The sequence below is a fragment of the Erythrobacter sp. genome (assembly GCA_019739335.1).
Classification (GTDB): Bacteria; Pseudomonadota; Alphaproteobacteria; order Sphingomonadales; family Sphingomonadaceae; genus Alteraurantiacibacter.
In genome coordinates this window covers 2,927,571-2,945,905 of the sequence record CP073261.1, presented here as the reverse complement: position 1 = coordinate 2,945,905, position 18,335 = coordinate 2,927,571, and the positions used below count along the sequence as shown (strand labels likewise).

Annotated in this window: 20 protein-coding genes; 10 read left to right on the top strand and 10 right to left on the bottom strand. The window is 63.7% G+C overall.

From position 1 onward, the window contains the following. Positions 1–32: 32 nt before the first annotated feature. Positions 33–647, top strand: a complete 615-nt coding sequence (locus JY451_14430) for a DedA family protein (protein ID QZH74826.1) — start codon at positions 33–35, stop codon at positions 645–647. Here the strand turns inward: JY451_14430 and JY451_14425 are convergent. Further along, positions 644–1,543 (bottom strand): tyrosine recombinase XerC, encoded by a 900-nt coding sequence (locus tag JY451_14425; protein ID QZH74825.1) that lies wholly within the window; start codon positions 1,541–1,543, stop codon positions 644–646. The two genes, JY451_14430 and JY451_14425, sit on opposite strands and share 4 nt — an antisense overlap. Next, positions 1,540–2,691: a coproporphyrinogen III oxidase gene (locus tag JY451_14420; GenBank protein QZH74824.1), complete on the bottom strand. Its 1,152-nt coding sequence runs from the start codon at positions 2,689–2,691 to the stop codon at positions 1,540–1,542. Before JY451_14420 ends, JY451_14425 begins: the two co-directional genes overlap by 4 nt. Positions 2,692–2,736: 45 nt before the next feature. Here JY451_14420 and JY451_14415 point away from each other — a divergent pair, with 45 nt between their 5' ends. Next, a complete protein-coding gene (locus JY451_14415; protein QZH74823.1) occupies positions 2,737–3,258 on the top strand; it encodes an SCP-like extracellular in 522 nt (173 codons plus the stop codon). Here JY451_14415 and rdgB read toward each other — a convergent pair. Together rdgB and rph are read right to left on the bottom strand one after the other, a co-directional pair. Continuing rightward, positions 3,255–3,884, bottom strand: a complete 630-nt coding sequence (rdgB, locus tag JY451_14410; protein QZH74822.1) for an RdgB/HAM1 family non-canonical purine NTP pyrophosphatase — start codon at positions 3,882–3,884, stop codon at positions 3,255–3,257. The two genes, JY451_14415 and rdgB, sit on opposite strands and share 4 nt — an antisense overlap. Then, entirely contained in the window at positions 3,881–4,594 is a 714-nt protein-coding gene (gene rph / locus JY451_14405; GenBank protein QZH74821.1) for a ribonuclease PH, read from the bottom strand. Before rph ends, rdgB begins: the two co-directional genes overlap by 4 nt. A 54-nt stretch (positions 4,595–4,648) precedes the next feature. On the opposite strand from rph, the gene hrcA reads away from it, so the two are divergent. Together hrcA and grpE are read left to right on the top strand one after the other, a co-directional pair. Continuing rightward, the gene (gene hrcA, locus JY451_14400) at positions 4,649–5,692 is read left to right on the top strand and encodes a heat-inducible transcriptional repressor HrcA (protein QZH74820.1); all 1,044 of its coding nucleotides are present in this window, start codon (positions 4,649–4,651) and stop codon (positions 5,690–5,692) included. A gap of 10 nt (positions 5,693–5,702) precedes the next feature. Further along, positions 5,703–6,275, top strand: coding sequence for a nucleotide exchange factor GrpE (grpE, locus tag JY451_14395; protein QZH74819.1), 573 nt, complete (start codon positions 5,703–5,705; stop codon positions 6,273–6,275). Between the two features lie 3 nt (positions 6,276–6,278). On the opposite strand, the gene JY451_14390 is transcribed toward grpE, so the two are convergent. Continuing rightward, complete coding sequence (locus tag JY451_14390) at positions 6,279–6,974, bottom strand: cysteine hydrolase (GenBank protein ID QZH74818.1); 696 nt, start codon at positions 6,972–6,974, stop codon at positions 6,279–6,281. A 147-nt stretch (positions 6,975–7,121) separates the two neighbouring features. Between JY451_14390 and JY451_14385 the strand changes: the two genes are divergently transcribed. After that, complete coding sequence (locus JY451_14385) at positions 7,122–7,412, top strand: hypothetical protein (protein ID QZH74817.1); 291 nt, start codon at positions 7,122–7,124, stop codon at positions 7,410–7,412. Between the two features lie 51 nt (positions 7,413–7,463). On the opposite strand, the gene JY451_14380 is transcribed toward JY451_14385, so the two are convergent. The 4 genes from JY451_14380 to JY451_14365 all read right to left on the bottom strand — a co-directional run bounded on the left by JY451_14380 (position 7,464) and on the right by JY451_14365 (position 10,260). Beyond that, positions 7,464–8,630, bottom strand: coding sequence for an indoleamine 2,3-dioxygenase (locus JY451_14380; GenBank protein QZH76748.1), 1,167 nt, complete (start codon positions 8,628–8,630; stop codon positions 7,464–7,466). Positions 8,631–8,728: 98 nt separating this feature from the next. Further along, positions 8,729–9,232 carry a PH domain-containing protein gene (locus JY451_14375; GenBank protein ID QZH74816.1) on the bottom strand — a complete coding sequence of 168 codons (504 nt, stop codon included), beginning with the start codon at positions 9,230–9,232 and terminating at the stop codon, positions 8,729–8,731. Positions 9,233–9,259: 27 nt separating this feature from the next. After that, positions 9,260–9,760, bottom strand: a complete 501-nt coding sequence (locus tag JY451_14370) for a vgr related protein (protein QZH74815.1) — start codon at positions 9,758–9,760, stop codon at positions 9,260–9,262. Next, on the bottom strand, positions 9,757–10,260 hold the full coding sequence (locus JY451_14365; protein QZH74814.1) for a copper chaperone PCu(A)C: 504 nt from the start codon (positions 10,258–10,260) through the stop codon (positions 9,757–9,759). Before JY451_14365 ends, JY451_14370 begins: the two co-directional genes overlap by 4 nt. Before the next feature lie 185 nt (positions 10,261–10,445). Between JY451_14365 and dnaK the strand changes: the two genes are divergently transcribed. Further along, the gene (dnaK, locus tag JY451_14360; GenBank protein ID QZH74813.1) at positions 10,446–12,380 is read left to right on the top strand and encodes a molecular chaperone DnaK; all 1,935 of its coding nucleotides are present in this window, start codon (positions 10,446–10,448) and stop codon (positions 12,378–12,380) included. Between the two features lie 72 nt (positions 12,381–12,452). Further along, complete coding sequence (dnaJ, locus tag JY451_14355; GenBank protein QZH74812.1) at positions 12,453–13,565, top strand: molecular chaperone DnaJ; 1,113 nt, start codon at positions 12,453–12,455, stop codon at positions 13,563–13,565. 6 nt (positions 13,566–13,571) lie between these two features. Here dnaJ and JY451_14350 read toward each other — a convergent pair whose 3' ends face one another. Further along, positions 13,572–15,884 carry a patatin-like protein gene (locus JY451_14350; GenBank protein ID QZH76747.1) on the bottom strand — a complete coding sequence of 771 codons (2,313 nt, stop codon included), beginning with the start codon at positions 15,882–15,884 and terminating at the stop codon, positions 13,572–13,574. Positions 15,885–15,993: 109 nt separating this feature from the next. On the opposite strand from JY451_14350, the gene radA reads away from it, so the two are divergent. From radA to JY451_14335, 3 genes are read left to right on the top strand one after another with little or no spacing between them, the layout of a single operon-like run. Continuing rightward, complete coding sequence (gene radA / locus JY451_14345; GenBank protein ID QZH74811.1) at positions 15,994–17,361, top strand: DNA repair protein RadA; 1,368 nt, start codon at positions 15,994–15,996, stop codon at positions 17,359–17,361. Between the two features lie 11 nt (positions 17,362–17,372). Beyond that, entirely contained in the window at positions 17,373–17,903 is a 531-nt protein-coding gene (locus JY451_14340) for a CvpA family protein (protein QZH74810.1), read from the top strand. 26 nt (positions 17,904–17,929) lie between these two features. After that, positions 17,930–18,331: an iron-sulfur cluster assembly scaffold protein gene (locus JY451_14335; GenBank protein ID QZH76746.1), complete on the top strand. Its 402-nt coding sequence runs from the start codon at positions 17,930–17,932 to the stop codon at positions 18,329–18,331. Positions 18,332–18,335: the final 4 nt, after the last annotated feature.

Here is an 18,335-nt window from a genome sequence, read left to right as displayed (position 1 = left end):
AACCAAGATCACATCGGCGCGTTATCTCCTTCATGGACGAATTCATCATCAACCTGATCGAGCAGGGAGGGTATTTCGGCATCTTCCTGCTGATGGTGCTCGAAAACGTCATCCCCCCGGTACCGAGCGAAGTCATCATGGGCATCGGCGGGCTGCTGGTGCAGCGCGGGACGATGGATTTCTGGCCATTGCTGTTGATCGGCACCTTGGGCACCACGGTGGGCAACTATGCGTGGTACTGGCTGGGCGATAGCTTCGGCTATCGACGGCTCGAACCCATCATCGAGCGCTGGGGTCGCTGGCTGACGCTCGACTGGGAGCATATCGCTGCCGCGCAGCTGTTCTTCATCCGGCGTGGACACTGGGTGGTATTCTTACTGCGCTTCTCGCCGTTCCTGCGGACGATCATCTCGCTCCCAGCGGGATTGGCGCATATGCCCAAGCTGAAGTTCCTTGGTTTTACTTTCGCCGGATCGCTGATCTGGAACGCCCTGCTGATCCTGGGCGGCCAGTGGCTGGGGCATTACCTGCAGGATTCGCAGGACGTTCTTGGCTGGGTCATCATCGGGTTGGTAGTCCTGACAGTGATCGCCTATCTTTGGCGGGTGCTCACCTGGGTGCCGCGCGCGCAGCGAAAGCCCGATTAGGTGTTCTCGCGCGGATGGGCGGAGCGGTAGGCATCCAGCATCTTCGCCGCATCGACCTGCGTGTAGATTTGCGTTGACCCAAGGCTCGCGTGGCCGAGTAGCTCCTGTAAGCTGCGCAAGTCCGCTCCTGCACTGAGCAGATGAGTGGCAAAGCTATGCCGTAAGGCGTGCGGAGTGGCGGTGTCTGGAAGGCCGAGCGCCCGTCGCGCCCTCGCCATCGCCTTTTGCACCATGCCTTGCCCCAGCGGGCCGCCCTTTGCCCCGCGGAAAAGCGCGGTATCGCCAGCCAGCGGCCAGGGGCATGCAAGGGTATAGCGCGCCACCGCATCGCGGACGATCGGCAGCAGCGGAACGACACGTTGCTTGTTGCCCTTGCCGGTGACCACGAGCGTTTCGCACAGTGGCAAATCGCGCGCCTTCAATGACAGCGCCTCGGCAATCCGCAGCCCGCCACCGTACATCAGCAGGAGCACGGCGGCATCGCGAAGGCCGATCCATTCCTCCTCCGGGCTTTCGGCGACCTCGGCGACCATGTTGCTCGCTTCGTCCGGGGTAATGGGGCGGGGCAGGCCCTTCTTGATCCGGGGGCCGCGCAGGCGGGGAGCCGCTCCCGGCTCGGCTCCCGTCTGTTCATTGGCGAAGGCGATCAGCCCTTTGAGCGCCGATAACTCGCGTGCGGCGCTAGCGTTACCGATCCCTTCAGCCCTGCGAGCGGCGAGATGCCCACGAAGGTCGCGGGTGCCGATCGCAGAGACCCCCTGCCAGTCGGTGATGTCAAGCCGTGACAAGAGCCGCGCCGCCGTAGCGACGTAGGCACGAACAGTATGCGGCGAACGGCGTTGCGCCAGTGCAAGGTGCTGCTGCCATTGTTCGAGCAGATCGGCAGTTTCGCTCACGCGCTCACCAGTCCGTCCGCCACGAGCTTCGGAAGAAGCGCATCGAGCAGGGGCATTCCTGCCTCGGTTACTCCCACCCTTTCGCCCGCCTGCCAGACGAAACCAAGCTCGGCATGGCGGGCAATCTGGCGCGGGTCGAGCAGCGCATCGGCTCGCAGACCGAACCTTGTAGAGAGTGCGGAGAGATCGATCCCCTCACGCAACCGCAAGCCCATCAGCAGCGCCTCGGATGCCTGTTCGGACAGACCGAGCGCGCGCTCCTCCTTCACACCGCTGCCGTTGCGCTCGACAGCCGCCAGCCAGTTCTCCGGCTTCTTGTGCCGCACGGTCGCAAAACCACCGCGCCGCCCATGCGCACCTGGGCCGATGCCGATGTAGTCCTCGTAGCGCCAATAGGTGAGATTGTGCCGGCTTTCCTCGCCAAGACGCGCGTGGTTGCTGATCTCGTAGGCTGGCAACCCCGCAGCCGCCGTAACTTCGCGTGTGAGCGTGAACAGGTCCGCCGCCGCGTCATCGTCCAACGGCGTGAAGTCACCGCGCCGCACATCGCTGGCAAACCGGGTGCCCGGCTCGATGGTCAACTGGTAAAGCGAAAGGTGTCCGGTGCCGAAATCGAGGGCCTGCCGCAGCTGCGCTTCCCAAGCTGCGGGGGTTTGGCCGGGCAGGGCGTAGATCAGGTCGAAACTGACCCGTTTGAAGACCGCTTGACCCGTCTTTAGCGCAGCCAGCCCTTCTTTGACCCCGTGCAACCGTCCGAGAAACCGCAGTGCTTCATCATCCAGCGATTGCAGCCCCAACGACACCCGATTGACGCCGGCGGCGGCCAGTCCCGCGAAATTGGCGGCTTCGACTGAAGACGGATTGGCCTCCAGCGTGATCTCGATCTCCGGCGCAAAACCCCACAGCTTTTCAGCGTCTTGCAACAGCGCGTCCACCAATGCCGGCGGCATGAGCGATGGCGTTCCGCCACCAAAGAACACCGATTGAAGTGGTTCGCCACCAGCCAGTTCCGCCTCATGCCGCAGGTCCGCCAGCAAGGCCTGCTGCCACAGAGCGACTTCCACTCGCTCCCGGACATGCGAATTGAAATCGCAATAGGGACACTTTGCGAGACAGAACGGCCAATGGATATAAAGCGCGCGAGCCATCCCCGCTTTCAGTCTCCGTTAACGCGGCCAAGTCAAGGTGCAGACATGGGAAAAGGCAGGGTACTGGCGATTTGTGCGCTCGCAGCGGCGGCTGCAACACCTTTGCTCGCGCAGGATGGTGAAGGCATCAACCCCTTCGCAATGCGCCTGCTCCAAGAACACAATCATGCCCGTGACGATGTGGGAGTGCCCCGGCTCGCCTGGAGCAACCGACTGGCTAGCGAGGCGCAGGATTGGGCCGAGGAACTCGCCAGGCGCGGACGGATGGAGCATTCGACGCAGGAAGGCCGCCGCGGCGCGGGCGAAAACCTGTGGATGGGTTCCGCAGGTTATTATGGCCCGGAGGTGATGATCGGTGCCTTTGTCGATGAGCGGCGGATGTTCCGGGGGGGCACCTTCCCGCAGGTTTCCACCACCGGGCGGTGGAACGATGTCGGGCATTATACGCAGGTCGTCTGGCGCGAGACGCAGGAAGTCGGCTGCGCGGTGGCGCGGGGCGGGGGCAACGATTTCCTCGTCTGCCGCTATTGGCCTGCCGGGAATGTCTATGATCGGCAGGTATTTTAAGTTGAGAACTGATCTGCCACCAGCTTGGCAAAGGCATCGGCGCGGTGGCTGACCGCGTGCTTCTCTTGCGGCGGAATCTCCGCAAAAGTCAACGCGCTACCAGCGGGAATGAACACCGGGTCATAACCAAAACCCATTTCCCCGCGCGGCGGCCAGGTCAGCGTTCCATCGACCCGGCCCTCGTAGATCGCGTGCTCGCCATCGGGCCAGGCCAGCGCGAGCACGCAGGAAAACCACGCATCGCGCGGAACATCGGGGCCGATGGCATGCAGCATCCCCTCGACCTTGCCCATCGCCATGTACCAGTCGCGCCCCGGTGCCCCTTCGAACCACTGCCGCGCCGCCCAGTCTGCGGTGTAGACCCCCGGCCGCCCGTCGAGAGCCGCCACCGACAATCCGCTGTCATCCGCCAGCGCGGGCAGCCCCGAAGCCTCCGCCGCCGCGCGAGCCTTGATCAGCGCATTCTCGACGAACGTCTTGCCCGTCTCGGCAGGCTCAGGAAGACCGAGCGATCCCGCTGACAGGCAATCGAGCCTGTAAGGAGCCAGCAATGCACTGATTTCCTTCAGCTTGCCCGCGTTGTGCGTCGCGATGACGAGCTTGCCGGAACCCAGCCTGCGCGTCATTTTACCGCCGCTTCCTGCGCCCGGAAGATTTCCCCACAGCCCATCTGCGCCAATCGCAGCAGCCGCAGCAGGGCTTCCTCGTCATAGGTCGCACCCTCGGCAGTCGCCTGCACTTCGGCGATCTGGCCGCCTTCGATCAGCACGAAATTGGCGTCGGCATCGGCAGCCGAATCCTCGATGTAATCGAGATCGAGCACCGGGGTGCCCTGATGGATGCCGCAGGAGATCGCGGCGATCTTGGCAGTGATCGGATCGGCCTTGATTTGGCCCTCGGCGAGCAGCTTGTTGACCGCGATCCGCAGGGCCACCCACGCGCCGGAAATCGAGGCCGTGCGGGTGCCGCCATCGGCCTGGATCACGTCGCAATCGAGCGTGATCTGCCGTTCGCCCAACTTCTCAAGATCGACGACTGCGCGCAAGGAACGCCCGATAAGTCGCTGGATTTCCTGCGTCCGCCCGCTCTGCTTGCCCTTCGCCGCTTCCCGGCTGCCGCGCGTATGGGTGGCGCGGGGGAGCATCGAATATTCGCCGGTCACCCAGCCGGTGCCCTTGCCGCGCAGCCACGGCGGCACATTGCGCTCGACGCTCGCGGTGCACAGCACCCGCGTATCGCCGAAGCTGATGAGGCAGGACCCTTCGGCGTGCTTGCTGAAGCCGGTTTCGATGCTGATGGCGCGCATTTCGTCGGGCGCACGGCCGGAAGGTCGCATGGGAATCTCCAAGAGGTTGCGTGAGCGCCCCTAGCGGGTAGTGTGGCCGCTGTCATGGCTTCCCCACCGATTACCGAACTGACCGCCCGGGCGCGGGATATCTTCCGGCTGGTGGTGGAGGATTATCTCGCGAGCGGGCAGCCGGTCGGCTCGAAGGTCCTGGCGCAGCAGGGTGGGCTGAACCTTTCGCCTGCCTCGATCCGCAGCGTTCTCAGTGACCTGGAGCAGCTCGGCCTGCTCGCCGCGCCGCATACCAGCGCCGGGCGTATGCCGACCGACCTTGGCTTGCGGCTGTTCGTGGACGGGATCATGCAGGTAGCGGAGCCCACTTTGCAGGAGCGTGCCGCCATCGAGGCGCAATTGTCCGCTCCTGGCCCGATCGAGGCGGCGCTGGAGAAGACCAGTGCCATCCTCTCCGACATTTCCGGCGCGGCGGGCATGGTGATGGTCCCCCGCCGCGAGCCCCGACTGGCGCAATTGCGCTTGATTCCGCTGGACAACACGCGCGCGCTGGCAGTGCTGGTGGGGGAAGACGGGCACGTCGAGAATCGCGTGCTAGAACTGGGCGAGGGAGTCTCAGCCAGTTCGCTGAACGAAGCGGGTAATTACATCACGGCAAGGCTTTCAGGCCGCACACTGGCCGAAGCAGCGCAGGCAATGCGCGCTGAAATCGCCTCTGGAGAGAGCACGCTTGATGCAATCTCTGCGCGGCTGGTCGAAGCCGGGATTGCAGTCTGGAGTCAGGACGCAGGCCAGCGTCCGGTGCTGATTGTGCGCGGGCAGGCCAACTTGCTCGATGACAATGCGCTCAACGATATTGAACGGGTGCGGTTGCTGCTGGATGACTTGGAAAACAAGCAATCGGTTGCCGAACTCTTGGACTCGGCGCGCGAGGCGGAATCGACGCGGATTTTCATCGGCGCGGAGAACCGGCTGTTCGCGCTCAGCGGTTCGTCGGTGATTGCCGCGCCCTACCGCGACCGTGAAGGAAAGGTGGTCGGCGTGCTGGGGGTGATTGGGCCGACGCGGTTGAATTACGCGCGAGTCGTTCCCATGGTGGATTTCACTGCCCGATCCCTGGGCAAACGAATCGGTTAGACAGGCAGAAATGACAGACAACGGTAAGGATCGCGACGAAGCGATCGCAAAGGAACTGGAAGGCGTGCCCGAGGAATTTCTCGACGATGGCGATGGCGATGGCGAGTCCGAGGAGGACGCGCTCGAACTGCTGCGCGGCGATCTGGAAGCGGCGAAGCAGGAAGTGCTCTATGCCAAGGCCGAAACGCAGAACGTGCGCCGCCGGATGGAAAAGGACATTGCCGATGCGCGCACTTATGCCGCCACAGGCTTTGCCCGCGATATACTAAGCATCGCCGACAATCTCACTCGCGCGATCGACGCTGTGCCGCAGGAACTGCGAGACGACGAAAAGTTCAAGGGACTCGTGGCCGGGATCGAGGCAACCCAGCGCGAAATGGAAAAGGCCTTCGCCCTCCACGGCATCAGCCGCATTGCTGCCCTGGGCATGCCGCTCGATCCCAACCAGCACCAGGCGATGCTGGAAATTCCCTCCGACGATGCCGAGCCGGGCACCATCATTCAGGAAATGCAGGCCGGCTACATGATCCGTGACCGGCTGCTGCGACCGAGCATGGTGGCGGTGGCGAAGAAGCCGGAGTAGGTCTCAGGCGAGCGCGGGTTGGAGGGCGAGCATCCCTTCCAGCTCCGCCACGCTGCGCAGGTCGGCAAATATCAGCGCCATGCTATCGAGCGTCCCGGCGTGCGCCTCGTCGCTTAGCGCCGCGCAGGCATCGGCGGCGACGATCACCTTGTAATTCATCTGCATTGCATCGCGCGCGGTGCTTTCGCAGCAGCAATTGGTCAGCGTGCCGCTGATGATCAGCGTGTCGATCCCGCGCGCCTTGAGTTCGGCATCGAGCGTGCTGGTGCCCGGCGTAAAGCCGCTGAAGCGGTGCTTGTCGACCATCACGTCCTGCTCGGCCACGTCCAGCGTAGGCCACAATTGCCAATAATGGGCGCCCTTAGTGAAAGCGGCGCGGTGCGCGGCGATGCCTCCACCCATCCGCTCGGCAAACACCGGCCATGCCGCGGGTCCATGCGGATCGGGCGTGGTGAAACGAAGGAAGACATTCGTGCCACCAGCAAGGCGAACCGCGCGGCTCAGGCGGTTGATTTCCTCCACCACATCGCGGGCGGCAGGGACTTCAACGGGAGCGCCCGGCTCCATGAAGCCGCTTTGCATATCGACAACCAGGTGCGCAGTCTTCGCCGGGTCGATCGTGTCCCAGATGTTGTGCACCCCGCCGCGCGCGTCTGCGTAGCGCTCCAGTATCGCGGTATGATCGACAGTGTGCGGCATGGTGGCTCTCCTTGAGGACAGTTATCCGCTGCCTTTGTCCATCATGCAAGATAGCCCGATGAGCTGTCGCGTATCTCCGGATTGCGGAACCCACCACACCTTCAATCGTAACATCCTGACAACAGGGTAATTTGTTGGAGAACTGCCATGAATACGAAACTGCTGCTGGCTCCCGCCCTGATTGCATCCTCGCTTTCGCTGGGCGCCTGCGCCGAAAACTACGCAGTCGAAGGCGGTTTGGCCGGTGCTGCCGCCGGAGCGGGCCTGGCCGCCATCACGGGTGAGGATCTCACCACCTATGCGCTGGCCGGAGCCGCCATCGGCACCGTCGTGGGCTATGTGTCGGACAAAAATGACCGGTGCGACGGCTACTATGATAATCGTCGCTATGTCGATGACGATTGCCGCTACGACGATAGATACTCGCGCTACTTCTGACTGTGCGAGGATCGCCAGAAGGGCCGTCTTAACAGGCGGCCCTTTCCCGCATCAGCCCACCAGTTGCGCCGCGTTCTCGTCCCGGTGCTTTTTCAGGTAGCGCATGAACGGCGTGCCGCCCGTTCCCACATCGGGATCGTTGCCGGCGATGCTGCCTGCCTGCTTGTTGATATAGCTTGCCGCATATTCCAGATGCCGGGTGCGGAAGCGGGCGGACTGGTTGAGGCAGGCGTTGAAGGCATCCTTCAGACTGGCTGAACCCGAGCCCGCGACAAATTCCCGCAGGGTCGATTGTGCCGCCAGATCCTCGATAAAACGGCGATGCTGCACCGGACGATAGGCGTGCAATTCGTCGAGGAAGTGCTTGAGCGGATCGTCGCTGTGGCCGACCTGGAACAGTGCATCCATCGCGGGAACAATGGATGATTGTGAGCCGGTCTGCCCACGCAGCGCTTGCGGCTTGCCGGCGTATTTCTCCACGCCCTCGTAGATCATCCCGCCGCCCGCCAGCGCCGGATTGTTCGCCCAGCCGTGGATGTAGGGGCGCACGCGGTGGAAATAGACGTAGGGATCGCAGCGCTCGGGCATCCGCGCGAAATGGGTGTAGATTCGCTCCCACGCGGCATCCATTTCGATCAGTAGCCGCTCTGCCTCCACCGTGTCACCTTGCTTCGCTACACTGACCAATCGCGCAGCATTATCGAGCAACACGCCCGCCTCGGCTTCGATCGCAACGTGGATCATCACGAACCAGTTCTCGTCCGCGCCTCCGAGGAAGTTCTGCACCATGCGGATATTTTCGAGGATGATCGGACCAGTTTTGTCGATCCGCGCCCAGTTATCCAACACGTAGGCCGAATAGGGGAGCAGCGGTGCCTGATCGAGCCGGTCGGCAATCGCTACCATCGGCTGGGCGAGATTGGTGGGAAGGTGCGGGGGAGGCGTTGGCTCGCCCCAGACATAGGCCTGCACCAGGAAGGAGTAATGCACCATCGCGGTGCGCACTTGCTCGTCGGGAGCTTCGCGCGCCCAGTCTTCCAGTCCCGGATCGGCCAACTGGTCGAGCCAGTGGCGGATGCGGCCGGTGGAAAGCAGGCCGGAGAGATTTCCCGCCGTCGCCACTACCTCGGCAAATCGCGCGGGGAGGGTCACTTCGTCGATTTCGTAATGCGAAAGGAAGCCGCGCTCGCGCGACATGCCGTAGTCGGATAGCTGCATGTGATGAACCATCGCGCCGGGCGCGGGTTGGGCCGCCCGGATCAATAGACAATTGGTATCATTTGAAACCGACTGCGACAAGCCGCCTGTGGAGAGTTTCAGAAATCCTCGTGGACCATGTCGATTTCGCGCACCCCGCGTTCACGCCGCGCGGCATCGACCAGCCGACGAATTTCCTCCCGCCGAGCCTGCGCCTTGGCGATATGCGCCATCGATAGCTTGCCGTTGCGGGTGGTTTCGTCGCTGGAGGAAATCGTCAGGTTGCCGATACCCGCCATCTGGTTGAGCAGGCTGAAATCGAGCCGCACGTCCTTGATCCGATACAATTCGATCTCGTCGACGCTCTTCATTATGATCCCCCGCCGGACGATGACCCGCTGGGCGGTGATCTGAAAGCTCTCGCTCATCACCTGGAGCCATTTCCAGCCGACGATCAGCACTGCCAACGCGGTTAGCAGGAGGGGGTAAGGGCCATAGTTGCCCGCCGAGCCGACCATCACCGCGAACCCCGCCAAACCGAGCAGCAGAGTGCCCAGTCCCGCAGAAGTTCCCACCAGCCAGCGCCCCAGCGAAGACCGGAACGAATCGCGCACTTCATCCATGTCGAAAGTCTCCCCGTTTGCCGCAGCCTAAGCTGCCCCCGGAAAATTCACCAGTGCGGCGTAGGCCGCCTTGTCCGCTACCCCCGGCAAGCGTGCGCCGTTGCGCAGCAGGAAGGCGTGTTCGACGATCTTGGCCTGCTGCTCGATGCCGTACTGTTCCAGTTTCCAACCGGGTTTCAGCGCGTAGTCGTAGCGCGCCCACGGCATGCGGTTGAGCACCAGATACCAGTCGCCGCGCGTCTGGGTTTGCCAGACGTGGGTCATTTCATGGATGAACAGCGCCTGCCGGTGCAGCGGAGCATGGGCGAAATCGTCGCAATAGACATCGCCCAGCGGGTGAAAATGAAGGTGCCCGCGCGGGGCCATCGTCACTCTCTTCGGCTGGAAGAAGGCCCACTTGCGGCGGCGGATCGTCACCTTCGCGTAATCGATGGCCTCGCCGAACATGCTGCGGGCGAGCTTCACTTCGCCCGCACTCAGGCGGCGCTCCCCGCCCACGCGGCAGGCGAGCGCCGCGCCGGTGTTCATTCGGCGCTGCCCTCGGGCATCTGACCCGTCGGATAGGCGGTAACGGGGAAGCTACACTTGTCGCCGCCGACGAAGGTCAGCGTGACTTCGGTCTCGCCGCCCGGCTCCACCCCTTCGCCCATGCCGAATGCCATCACGTGCTTGCCGCCCGGTTCGAACAGCATCGTTTCACCGGCCGCCACGGGCTGCTGGAACAGCTCCTGCATATCTACTTCGTTGCTCCAGGTGGCGGTCTCATGCAGCATCGCGCTTTCCGCGCCCAGCACGCTGGCGGCGCGGATCGTCACCTGCGAATCGGTATCGTTGGCGATCGAGAAATAGACCGCGCCCGGATTGCCCGCCACGCCAGGCAGCGCCATCCAGCCACCGGTGACCGTAATCCCCGGCGGACAATCGCCGGGCGCTTCGGCCACCGGCGCTTCCGCCTCGCCCCCGCACGATGCCAGCAGAACGGCCATGCCAACGGTAGCAAGACTGGCGAAAACCTGACGAGACTTCATGTTATTCCCCTTGTGGTCCCATGATGGGAGGCGCCGATTTTCTAGGGGCTGGCATGTCTTGTGCCAAGCAAAAGCGCACCTATATCCGGCCCCGTTACACAGCTTTTTTCAGAGCTGCCGAATGGCCTTGCCGAACTGGCGGGAGGCCGACGTGCGGCGTCCAACATCGAGAGAGTGGGGAATACATGAGCAAGATTATCGGTATCGACCTTGGCACCACCAACAGCTGCGTCTCCGTTATGGAAGGCGGCAAACCCAAGGTGATCGAAAATTCCGAAGGCGCGCGCACCACGCCGTCGATCGTCGCCTTTACCAAGGACGGCGAACGCCTGATTGGTCAGCCGGCGAAGCGCCAGGCGGTGACCAATGGCGACAACACGATTTTCGCGGTGAAGCGCCTGATCGGCCGCCGCTTCGATGACCCGGTGACCAAGAAGGATACCGAGCTGGTTCCGTACCACATCGTCAAGGGCAAGAATGGCGATGCCTGGGTGCAGGCCGGTGGCGAAGACTATTCGCCTAGCCAGATTTCCGCCTTCATCCTGCAGAAGATGAAGGAAACCGCCGAGAGCTATCTGGGTGAGAACGTGACGCAGGCGGTCATTACCGTTCCCGCATACTTCAATGACGCGCAGCGGCAGGCGACCAAGGACGCCGGGCAGATCGCGGGCCTCGAAGTGCTGCGCATTATCAACGAGCCGACTGCGGCTGCGCTGGCCTATGGCCTCGACAAGGACGATGGCAAGACCATCGCCGTCTATGACCTCGGCGGCGGCACTTTCGACGTCTCGATCCTCGAGATCGGGGACGGCGTGTTTGAGGTGAAGTCGACCAACGGGGACACTTTCCTCGGCGGTGAGGACTTCGACAGTGCCGTGGTCGAATATCTCGCGGATTCCTTCAAGAAGAAGGAAAACATGGACCTCAAGACCGACAAGCTGGCGCTCCAGCGGCTGAAGGAAGCCGCCGAAAAGGCCAAGATCGAGCTGTCGTCGGCGCAGTCCACCGAAATCAACCTGCCCTTCATTACCGCCCGCATGGAAGGTGGCGCGACAACGCCGCTGCATCTGGTGGAAACGATCACCCGGTCGGATCTGGAAAAGATGGTGGCCAAGCTGATCGAGCGCACCAAGGAACCGATGAAGAAGGCGCTCGCCGATGCCGGTCTCACCGCCAAGGACATCGACGAAGTGGTGCTGGTGGGCGGTATGACCCGGATGCCGAAGGTCCGCGAGCATGTGAAGGAGTTCTTCGGGAAGGAACCGCATACCGGCGTCAACCCCGATGAAGTGGTGGCGATGGGCGCGGCGATCCAGGCAGGCGTCTTGCAGGGTGACGTCAAGGATGTGCTGCTGCTGGACGTCACGCCGCTTTCGCTCGGCATCGAGACGCTGGGCGGGGTGTTCACCCGCATGATCGATCGCAACACCACGATCCCGACCAAGAAGGCGCAGGTCTATTCCACTGCCGAGGACAACCAGAATGCGGTGACCATCCGCGTGTTCCAGGGCGAGCGGGAAATGGCAGCGGACAACAAGATGCTCGGCCAGTTCGATCTCGTCGGCATTCCGCCTGCACCGCGCGGCGTGCCGCAGGTGGAAGTGACCTTCGACATCGACGCCAACGGCATCGTCAACGTCAGCGCCAAGGACAAGGGCACCGGCAAGGAACAGCAGATCCGTATCCAGGCTTCGGGTGGTCTCAACGATGCCGATATCGAGCAAATGGTCCGCGATGCCGAGAAGTTTGCCGAAGAGGACAAGAAGCGCCGCGAGGCTGCCGAAGTCCGCAACAATCTCGACTCGATGGTCCATGCCACCGGCAAGCAGCTGGAAGAGAACGGCGAGAAGATCGACGCCGGGCTGAAGGGCGAAATCGAAGCGGCGATTGCCGAGGCGAAGACCGCGCTCGAAGGCGGCGAGACCGACGCGATGAAGGAAAAGAGCCAGAAGCTCACCGATGTCGCGATGAAGATGGGTCAGCAGATCTACGAAGCGAGCCAGGCTTCGGCCAGTGCCGGTGCTGCCGATGCGGCAGCCAGCGCCGATGCGTCTTCCGCTCCGGAGGAAGATGTTGTCGAGGCCGAGTTCACCGAAGTGGACGACGAGAAAAAGTCGTAACGCCGATCATGGAAAAGCGCACCGCCACCGACGCCCCGCGCGCCGGTGGCGGAATGCTTTGGGGAATCGCGAATGTCCGCTGAAGTCGATCTATACGAAGTACTCGGTGTCGCCCGCAATGCAGATGGCGCAGTGCTCAAGGCTGCCTATCGCAAGCTGGCGATGGAATTTCACCCTGACCGCAACCCCGGCAATGCCGAGGCGGAAGCGCGGTTCAAGGCGGTCAGCGCCGCCTACGATGTGCTGAAGGACCCGCAGAAGCGGGCCGCCTATGATCGCTTTGGTCACGCCGCCTTCCAGAACGGCGGCGGCGGGCAGCAGGATTTCGGCGATATCGGCGATATTTTCGAGACGATTTTCGGCAGTGCCTTCGGTGGCGGTGCCGCTGGCGGTCGCGCGCGTCCCCGGCGCGGGGCGGACCTGCGCTACGACATGCAGGTGACGCTGGAAGAGGCGTTCCACGGCAAGCAGAGCCAGATCGAAGTCGAAGTCTCCACTGCCTGCCAGCCATGTTCGGGCTCAGGCGCGGAACCGGGCACTTCGCGCCGCCGCTGCGAATTGTGCCACGGCGCGGGCAAGGTGCGCGCCAAGCAGGGGTTCTTCGTGATCGAGCGCCCCTGCCCGAATTGCCACGGCGCGGGGGAAGTGCTTGAAAGCCCCTGCCGCAATTGCCGCGGTGAGGGCAGGGTAGACACGGTGCAGACGCTCGATGTCGAGATGCCCGCAGGGGTGGACAACGGCACCCGTATCCGCCTTTCCGGCCGCGGCGAGGCCGGGCCGCGCGGGGCACCGGCGGGTGACCTGTACATTTTCATCCATGTGAAACCGCACACCGTGTTCGAGCGGGAGGGAACCTCGCTGTTCACCCGCGTGCCGGTCAGCTTCACCACCGCAGCGCTCGGCGACACCATCGAAATTCCCGGTCTCGACGGGGAAACCCACGCCATCGACATTCCCGCCGGCATCCAGTCAGGAAAGCAATTGCGCAAGCGCGGCGCCGGTATGCCAGTGCTGCAAGGGCGGGGGCGCGGCGATCTGGTGGTGGAAGTGCAGGTGGAAACGCCGACCAAACTCTCTACGCGCCAGAAAGAAATCCTGCGTGAATTCCGCGAGACCGAGACGGGTGACGAATGCCCTGAAAGCCGGGGCTTCTTCGAGAAGATCAAGGAAGCGTTCGGGGGTTAGGCCTGCCTAACCGAGCTTCGCCAGTATCTCCGCCCGCAATTCCGCCACCAACTTCGCGCTGCACAGACCGCGCCCGTCCTCCTCGTCGCAGATCGCCAGAAAGGCATCGCGCTTGAAGGACAGGAGCTCGGTATCGTCGAACCCGCCGGGCACCGTCGAACATACCAGATCGATCATCCGCTCCGCCCCGTGCAGGCGGCCCCAAAGGTAATCGTTCTCGCGATAGGCGCGGCTGAAGAAGGCGCCGAAGTTGAAGAATTCGGTCCCGCGCAGGGTCTCTGCCGTGCCGCCTTCTCGCAGGGACCGGGCATCGTCCGGGCTGATGCGATCGACCTTCACCGGATCGTATTCGGTCAGCCCCTCGTTGCGCAGAAGGGGCAGGGTGGCGACATCGTAGAAGGGGAAGCCGAGATAGGTCAGCAGTGCGCGGCGGCGCAGGTCCTTCGGCATGGCCTCCAGTGCTTCCGAGATGATCTTCTCGGCCTCGGTATCGGTTTCACGCAGCGCGCGTCGTTCGGCCAATGTGTCGAGCAAGTTCTCCGGATCATCCAGGACAGAAGCGGCGATGGCGGGGAAATCGGGTCCAAGGCCTTCAGGCTCTTCCCGCTGCTGGTATAGTGCCAGTGCGAGATAGACCTGCTCGCGTGCGGCCTCCAGATCGTTGTCCGGGATTTCGGGATCCGCATCCCATTCCCGCGAAAGCCGCCGCGCGAGCAAGCGCAGGCGGCGGATCCGGAAAGCGAGATCGTGATCGCGAAGGAAGTGGATTGCCGCTTCGCTCGCGCCGCCGCCCGGTGCGCTCAGGCTGTGAAGCCCACGCGCCTCCACGGCCTCATGCAGTCGCGCGGAGATGGTATGGACTTCGGGCCTTTGCATATAGGGCGTGGAATTGTGTGCTAGCTCGGCGATCCGCTCCACAATGCTCGCCAGTTTCGCCTGTGCATAGGATTGGAATGCGTAACCCGCCTGCTCTGCCGCGGCATTTTGCGCACGCGCGCGCCATGTGGCCAGCCTGGGGGGAGTGGGGTGATCGAGGAAGAAGGTGCGCCCGAAGAGCTTTTCGACGGCGCTATCCACTTCGGGTCTTAGTGCGGCCACCAGCTTGCGGAAACGGTGGGCTTCGCGGGTCTGCCGTTCCAGGGATTCCAGATTGTCGCGGATCGGCTGCTCACGCGGAATGGTCGAAAGCGAACCGACAATTGCGGAAAAGAATCCGACAGGGCGGACGGCCTCGCCGCTTGTCGCAATCCGTCGGTGCGGGGTGGGGTCAATGTAGACGAAACGACGATCCACCTCGCGTTGCGCGGGGCGTGCGCCAAGCCCCGCCATCGCTCCCTCGAACGGAGCGTTCACGAGCACCGAACCATCGATCAGGGCGACATGCTCGACAGTTGCGCGTTCGACATGGGTCGGCATCACGCGCCGCAGGAAGGCATCGCGGCTGTGCCATTCGCCGGGATAGAGCCGGTCGATCTCGCTCACCTGCATCGGCGGGAAGGCACCGGGAAAGCTGGCGGTGGCGCGTGCGGCAAAGGTCAATTCACACAGATGCGCCAGACCTTCCCCTCCGGCAGCGGGCGCATGCGAACGGAATGCGATCGGCATGCGGTGTTCACTTTCCTCCACGACGGGAGGGCTGTTGAGCCGGAGCATTTCGCGGTGGCCGCGATAGTCGGTGGCAGTCACTACGAGGTCCAGGGGATGGCCGGGCGGCAACAGCGGCTCCTCCGCCGCGCCCGTCTCCATCGCGCACAGCGCATCGTGCAGCAGATCGGTGAAGCCGGGGCCGGAGAAGGGTGGTTCGAACCAGCGCCCGCGCACGAGGTTCGACAGCTTGCGGCGCACTTCGGCGCGGGTTTCCACCGCCACGCTTTCGCTCACGGCATTGCCCGGGCGGTTGGTGAGATACCAGACGAACGGCCGCATGAATGGCTTGGCAGCAATGACCGACCAGGGGCGTGCTTCCTCGTCCACCAGCTTGTCGACATCGGCGTTCTCGAGCCACATCTCGGTCAGCGGCTCCAGGCTCTGTCCGGAGTGGATAGCCTGCGCGAGAAACACCGCATTGATGCCGCCCGCGCTCGCCCCGGTGACGATATCGGGCAGCATCCGCAGCCGCAGGGAATAGTGGCGCTCGATCCGCCGCAGCAGCTTGAGATAGACCGCTTCCACCCCGGTCTCCAGCTCGTCCGGCTTGGCGTGAAAGGTGCGACTGGCGCGGGCGAGTTTCCAGATCTCCTTGGTGACGCCATGCATGTAAACCGCCAGGCTCACCCCGCCATAGCAGACCAGCGCAATCCTCAGTTCCTTCTGCCGCATGGGGGACATGACTGGCAGATGTGCGCTTGCCTGCCTAGAGCGGGAAGCTGGCTATCCGCCGTTGTGAACCGCGCTTGTGTTCTTAATCTGTTCCGGTTAGTCGGGCTGCATGGCCAAGCCGAAGAAGCGTTACGTCTGTACCGAATGCGGCAGCATTGCCTCTCGCTGGCAGGGGCAATGCCCAGATTGCGCCGAGTGGAACACGCTGGTGGAGGACGTTCCCGAAACCGCCTTTGCCGCCAAGCACCACCTCGCCAGCGGGGGCCGCGCGATCATGTTCGAATCGCTCGATGCGCCGACCGTGCCGCTCGTGCGCCGCAGCACCGGCATCGCCGAGTTCGATCGGGCGCTGGGTGGTGGCCTGGTGCCCGGCTGCGCGATCCTGATGGGCGGGGAGCCGGGAATCGGAAAGAGCACCCTGTTGTTGCAGGCCGCCGCCGCGATCGCGCGGACGGGCGGCGAGGTCGTCTATGTCAGCGGAGAGGAAGCGACCGGGCAAGTGCGGCTTCGCGCGCAGCGGCTCGGGCTGGCCGATGCGCCTTTGAAGCTGGCCGCCGCGACCTCGGTGCGCGATATCCTGACCTCGCTGGGGAAGGGCGGAGCGCCCGACCTGCTGGTGGTCGATTCGATCCAGACGATGCATTCGGACATGATCGAGGGCGCTCCCGGCACTGTCAGCCAGGTGCGTGCGAGCGCGTTCGAACTGATCCGCTACGCCAAGGAAACCGGCACCTGTCTGGTGCTGGTCGGCCATGTCACCAAGGACGGAAGCATCGCCGGGCCGCGGGTGCTCGAACACATGGTCGATACAGTGATGAGTTTCGAGGGCGAGCGCAGCCACCAGTATCGCATCCTGCGCAGCCTCAAGAACCGCTTCGGCGCGGTGGACGAGATCGGTGTATTCGCGATGGAAGGGCACGGGCTGGCGGAAATCGCGAACCCGTCCTCGCTGTTCCTGTCGGGGCGGGAGGAGCCAATTGCGGGCAGCGCGGTGTTCCCGGCGATCGAGGGGACGCGGCCGGTGCTTGTGGAAATCCAGGCGCTGATCGTGAGGCTGCAATCGGGCGCTACCCCGCGCCGCGCGGTGGTGGGGTGGGACAGCGGGCGGCTGGCGATGCTGCTGGCGGTGCTCGAATCGCGCTGCGGGTTGAGCTTTTCCACAGCCGAGGTCTATCTCAATGTCGCGGGCGGTTATCGCCTATCCGATCCGGCGGCGGACCTTGCGGTGGCCGCTGCGCTGATCTCCGCGCTGGCGGACCGGCCGCTTGCAGCCGATGCTATCTGGTTGGGAGAAGTGGCGCTTTCGGGCGAAGTGCGGCCGGTGGCGCATTCGGCCCTGCGGCTGCGGGAGGCGGCCAAGCTGGGGTTCAAGCGCGCCAGCGGGCCGGTGGACGGGGGGCGCGAAGTGAAGCAAATCGGCTACACCGAAATCGGCGGTGTCGCCTCGCTCGTTGACCGGGTGATGGCCTCGGCATAGTTACGTAAGCGATGACGGGATTTGATCTGATCGTGCTGCTGATCGTCGGGGTCGGCGCGGTAGGCGGCTTCCTGCGCGGATTCGTGCAGGAAGTGCTGTCGCTCGCCGCCTGGGTGCTGGCGGTGCTGGCAATCTATTTCCTGCATACCGACCTGACTGCAGCGATCTTCGAATTCATCGGTTCGCCGGTCACCGCCAGCATCCTTGCGTTTTCCCTGTTGCTGCTGATCCCCTATGCGGCGATGAAACTGATCGCGAGCGTCGCAGGACGCAAATCGCGAAGCTCGGTACTCGGCCCGATCGACCGCGTGCTCGGTTTCGGTTTCGGGGCGGTGAAGGGTGTCATCATCGTCGTGATCGCCTTCTCGCTGCTGGTGCTGGGTTACGACACGATCTGGGGTGCGACTGGCAGGCCACTCTGGATTTCCGAAGCACGGAGTTATCAGCTCGTCGACGCCGGTTCGCGGGCGATGGTGCAGATGATCGAAGCGCGCAGGGCGCAGGTGCTGGCCGAAGAAGCCGCCATCGCGGACGAAGAGTGAGCGCGGAGAAGCTCTACACGCCCGAAATGCTGGCTGCTGCGGTCGAGTTGGCGCGTTATCCGGCACTGGCCGGTGCACCGCTGCACGGTTCGGCGCGCTCGGTCACTTGCGGTTCCACGCTCGATCTCGATCTGTGCGCCGATGCCGCCGGAGCCATCACGGAGCTCGGCCTCCGGGTGCGGGCTTGTGCCGTCGGTCAGGCCTCTGCCGCCATTTTCGCTCGTCATGCCGCGGGTCAATCGCTTGGCGAAATCGCGGCCATGTATGCCGCGATGCAGGCATGGCTCGAAAGCGACGGCCCGCAACCCGATTGGCCCGACATCAGCCTGATCGCTCCGGCGCGTGATTTTCGCGGGCGGCATGGGGCAATGTTGTTGCCGTGGAAGGCGGCAGTCGAAGCCCTTTCCAGCCTGCCATCGCCGCGCTAGTTGC

Excerpts from the sequence above, each read along its gene's own strand:
- JY451_14430 (QZH74826.1), top strand. The coding sequence starts at position 33 with ATGGACGAATTCATCATCAACCTGATCGAGCAGGGAGGGTATTTCGGC.
- JY451_14420 (QZH74824.1), bottom strand. The coding sequence starts at position 2,691 with ATGGCTCGCGCGCTTTATATCCATTGGCCGTTCTGTCTCGCAAAGTGT.
- JY451_14415 (QZH74823.1), top strand. The coding sequence starts at position 2,737 with ATGGGAAAAGGCAGGGTACTGGCGATTTGTGCGCTCGCAGCGGCGGCT.
- rdgB (QZH74822.1), bottom strand. The coding sequence starts at position 3,884 with ATGACGCGCAGGCTGGGTTCCGGCAAGCTCGTCATCGCGACGCACAAC.
- rph (QZH74821.1), bottom strand. The coding sequence starts at position 4,594 with ATGCGACCTTCCGGCCGTGCGCCCGACGAAATGCGCGCCATCAGCATC.
- hrcA (QZH74820.1), top strand. The coding sequence starts at position 4,649 with ATGGCTTCCCCACCGATTACCGAACTGACCGCCCGGGCGCGGGATATC.
- grpE (QZH74819.1), top strand. The coding sequence starts at position 5,703 with ATGACAGACAACGGTAAGGATCGCGACGAAGCGATCGCAAAGGAACTG.
- JY451_14390 (QZH74818.1), bottom strand. The coding sequence starts at position 6,974 with ATGCCGCACACTGTCGATCATACCGCGATACTGGAGCGCTACGCAGAC.
- JY451_14385 (QZH74817.1), top strand. The coding sequence starts at position 7,122 with ATGAATACGAAACTGCTGCTGGCTCCCGCCCTGATTGCATCCTCGCTT.
- JY451_14380 (QZH76748.1), bottom strand. The coding sequence starts at position 8,630 with ATGCAGCTATCCGACTACGGCATGTCGCGCGAGCGCGGCTTCCTTTCG.
- JY451_14375 (QZH74816.1), bottom strand. The coding sequence starts at position 9,232 with ATGGATGAAGTGCGCGATTCGTTCCGGTCTTCGCTGGGGCGCTGGCTG.
- JY451_14370 (QZH74815.1), bottom strand. The coding sequence starts at position 9,760 with ATGAACACCGGCGCGGCGCTCGCCTGCCGCGTGGGCGGGGAGCGCCGC.
- JY451_14365 (QZH74814.1), bottom strand. The coding sequence starts at position 10,260 with ATGAAGTCTCGTCAGGTTTTCGCCAGTCTTGCTACCGTTGGCATGGCC.
- dnaK (QZH74813.1), top strand. The coding sequence starts at position 10,446 with ATGAGCAAGATTATCGGTATCGACCTTGGCACCACCAACAGCTGCGTC.
- dnaJ (QZH74812.1), top strand. The coding sequence starts at position 12,453 with ATGTCCGCTGAAGTCGATCTATACGAAGTACTCGGTGTCGCCCGCAAT.
- JY451_14350 (QZH76747.1), bottom strand. The coding sequence starts at position 15,884 with ATGCGGCAGAAGGAACTGAGGATTGCGCTGGTCTGCTATGGCGGGGTG.
- radA (QZH74811.1), top strand. The coding sequence starts at position 15,994 with ATGGCCAAGCCGAAGAAGCGTTACGTCTGTACCGAATGCGGCAGCATT.
- JY451_14340 (QZH74810.1), top strand. The coding sequence starts at position 17,373 with ATGACGGGATTTGATCTGATCGTGCTGCTGATCGTCGGGGTCGGCGCG.
- JY451_14335 (QZH76746.1), top strand. The coding sequence starts at position 17,930 with ATGCTGGCTGCTGCGGTCGAGTTGGCGCGTTATCCGGCACTGGCCGGT.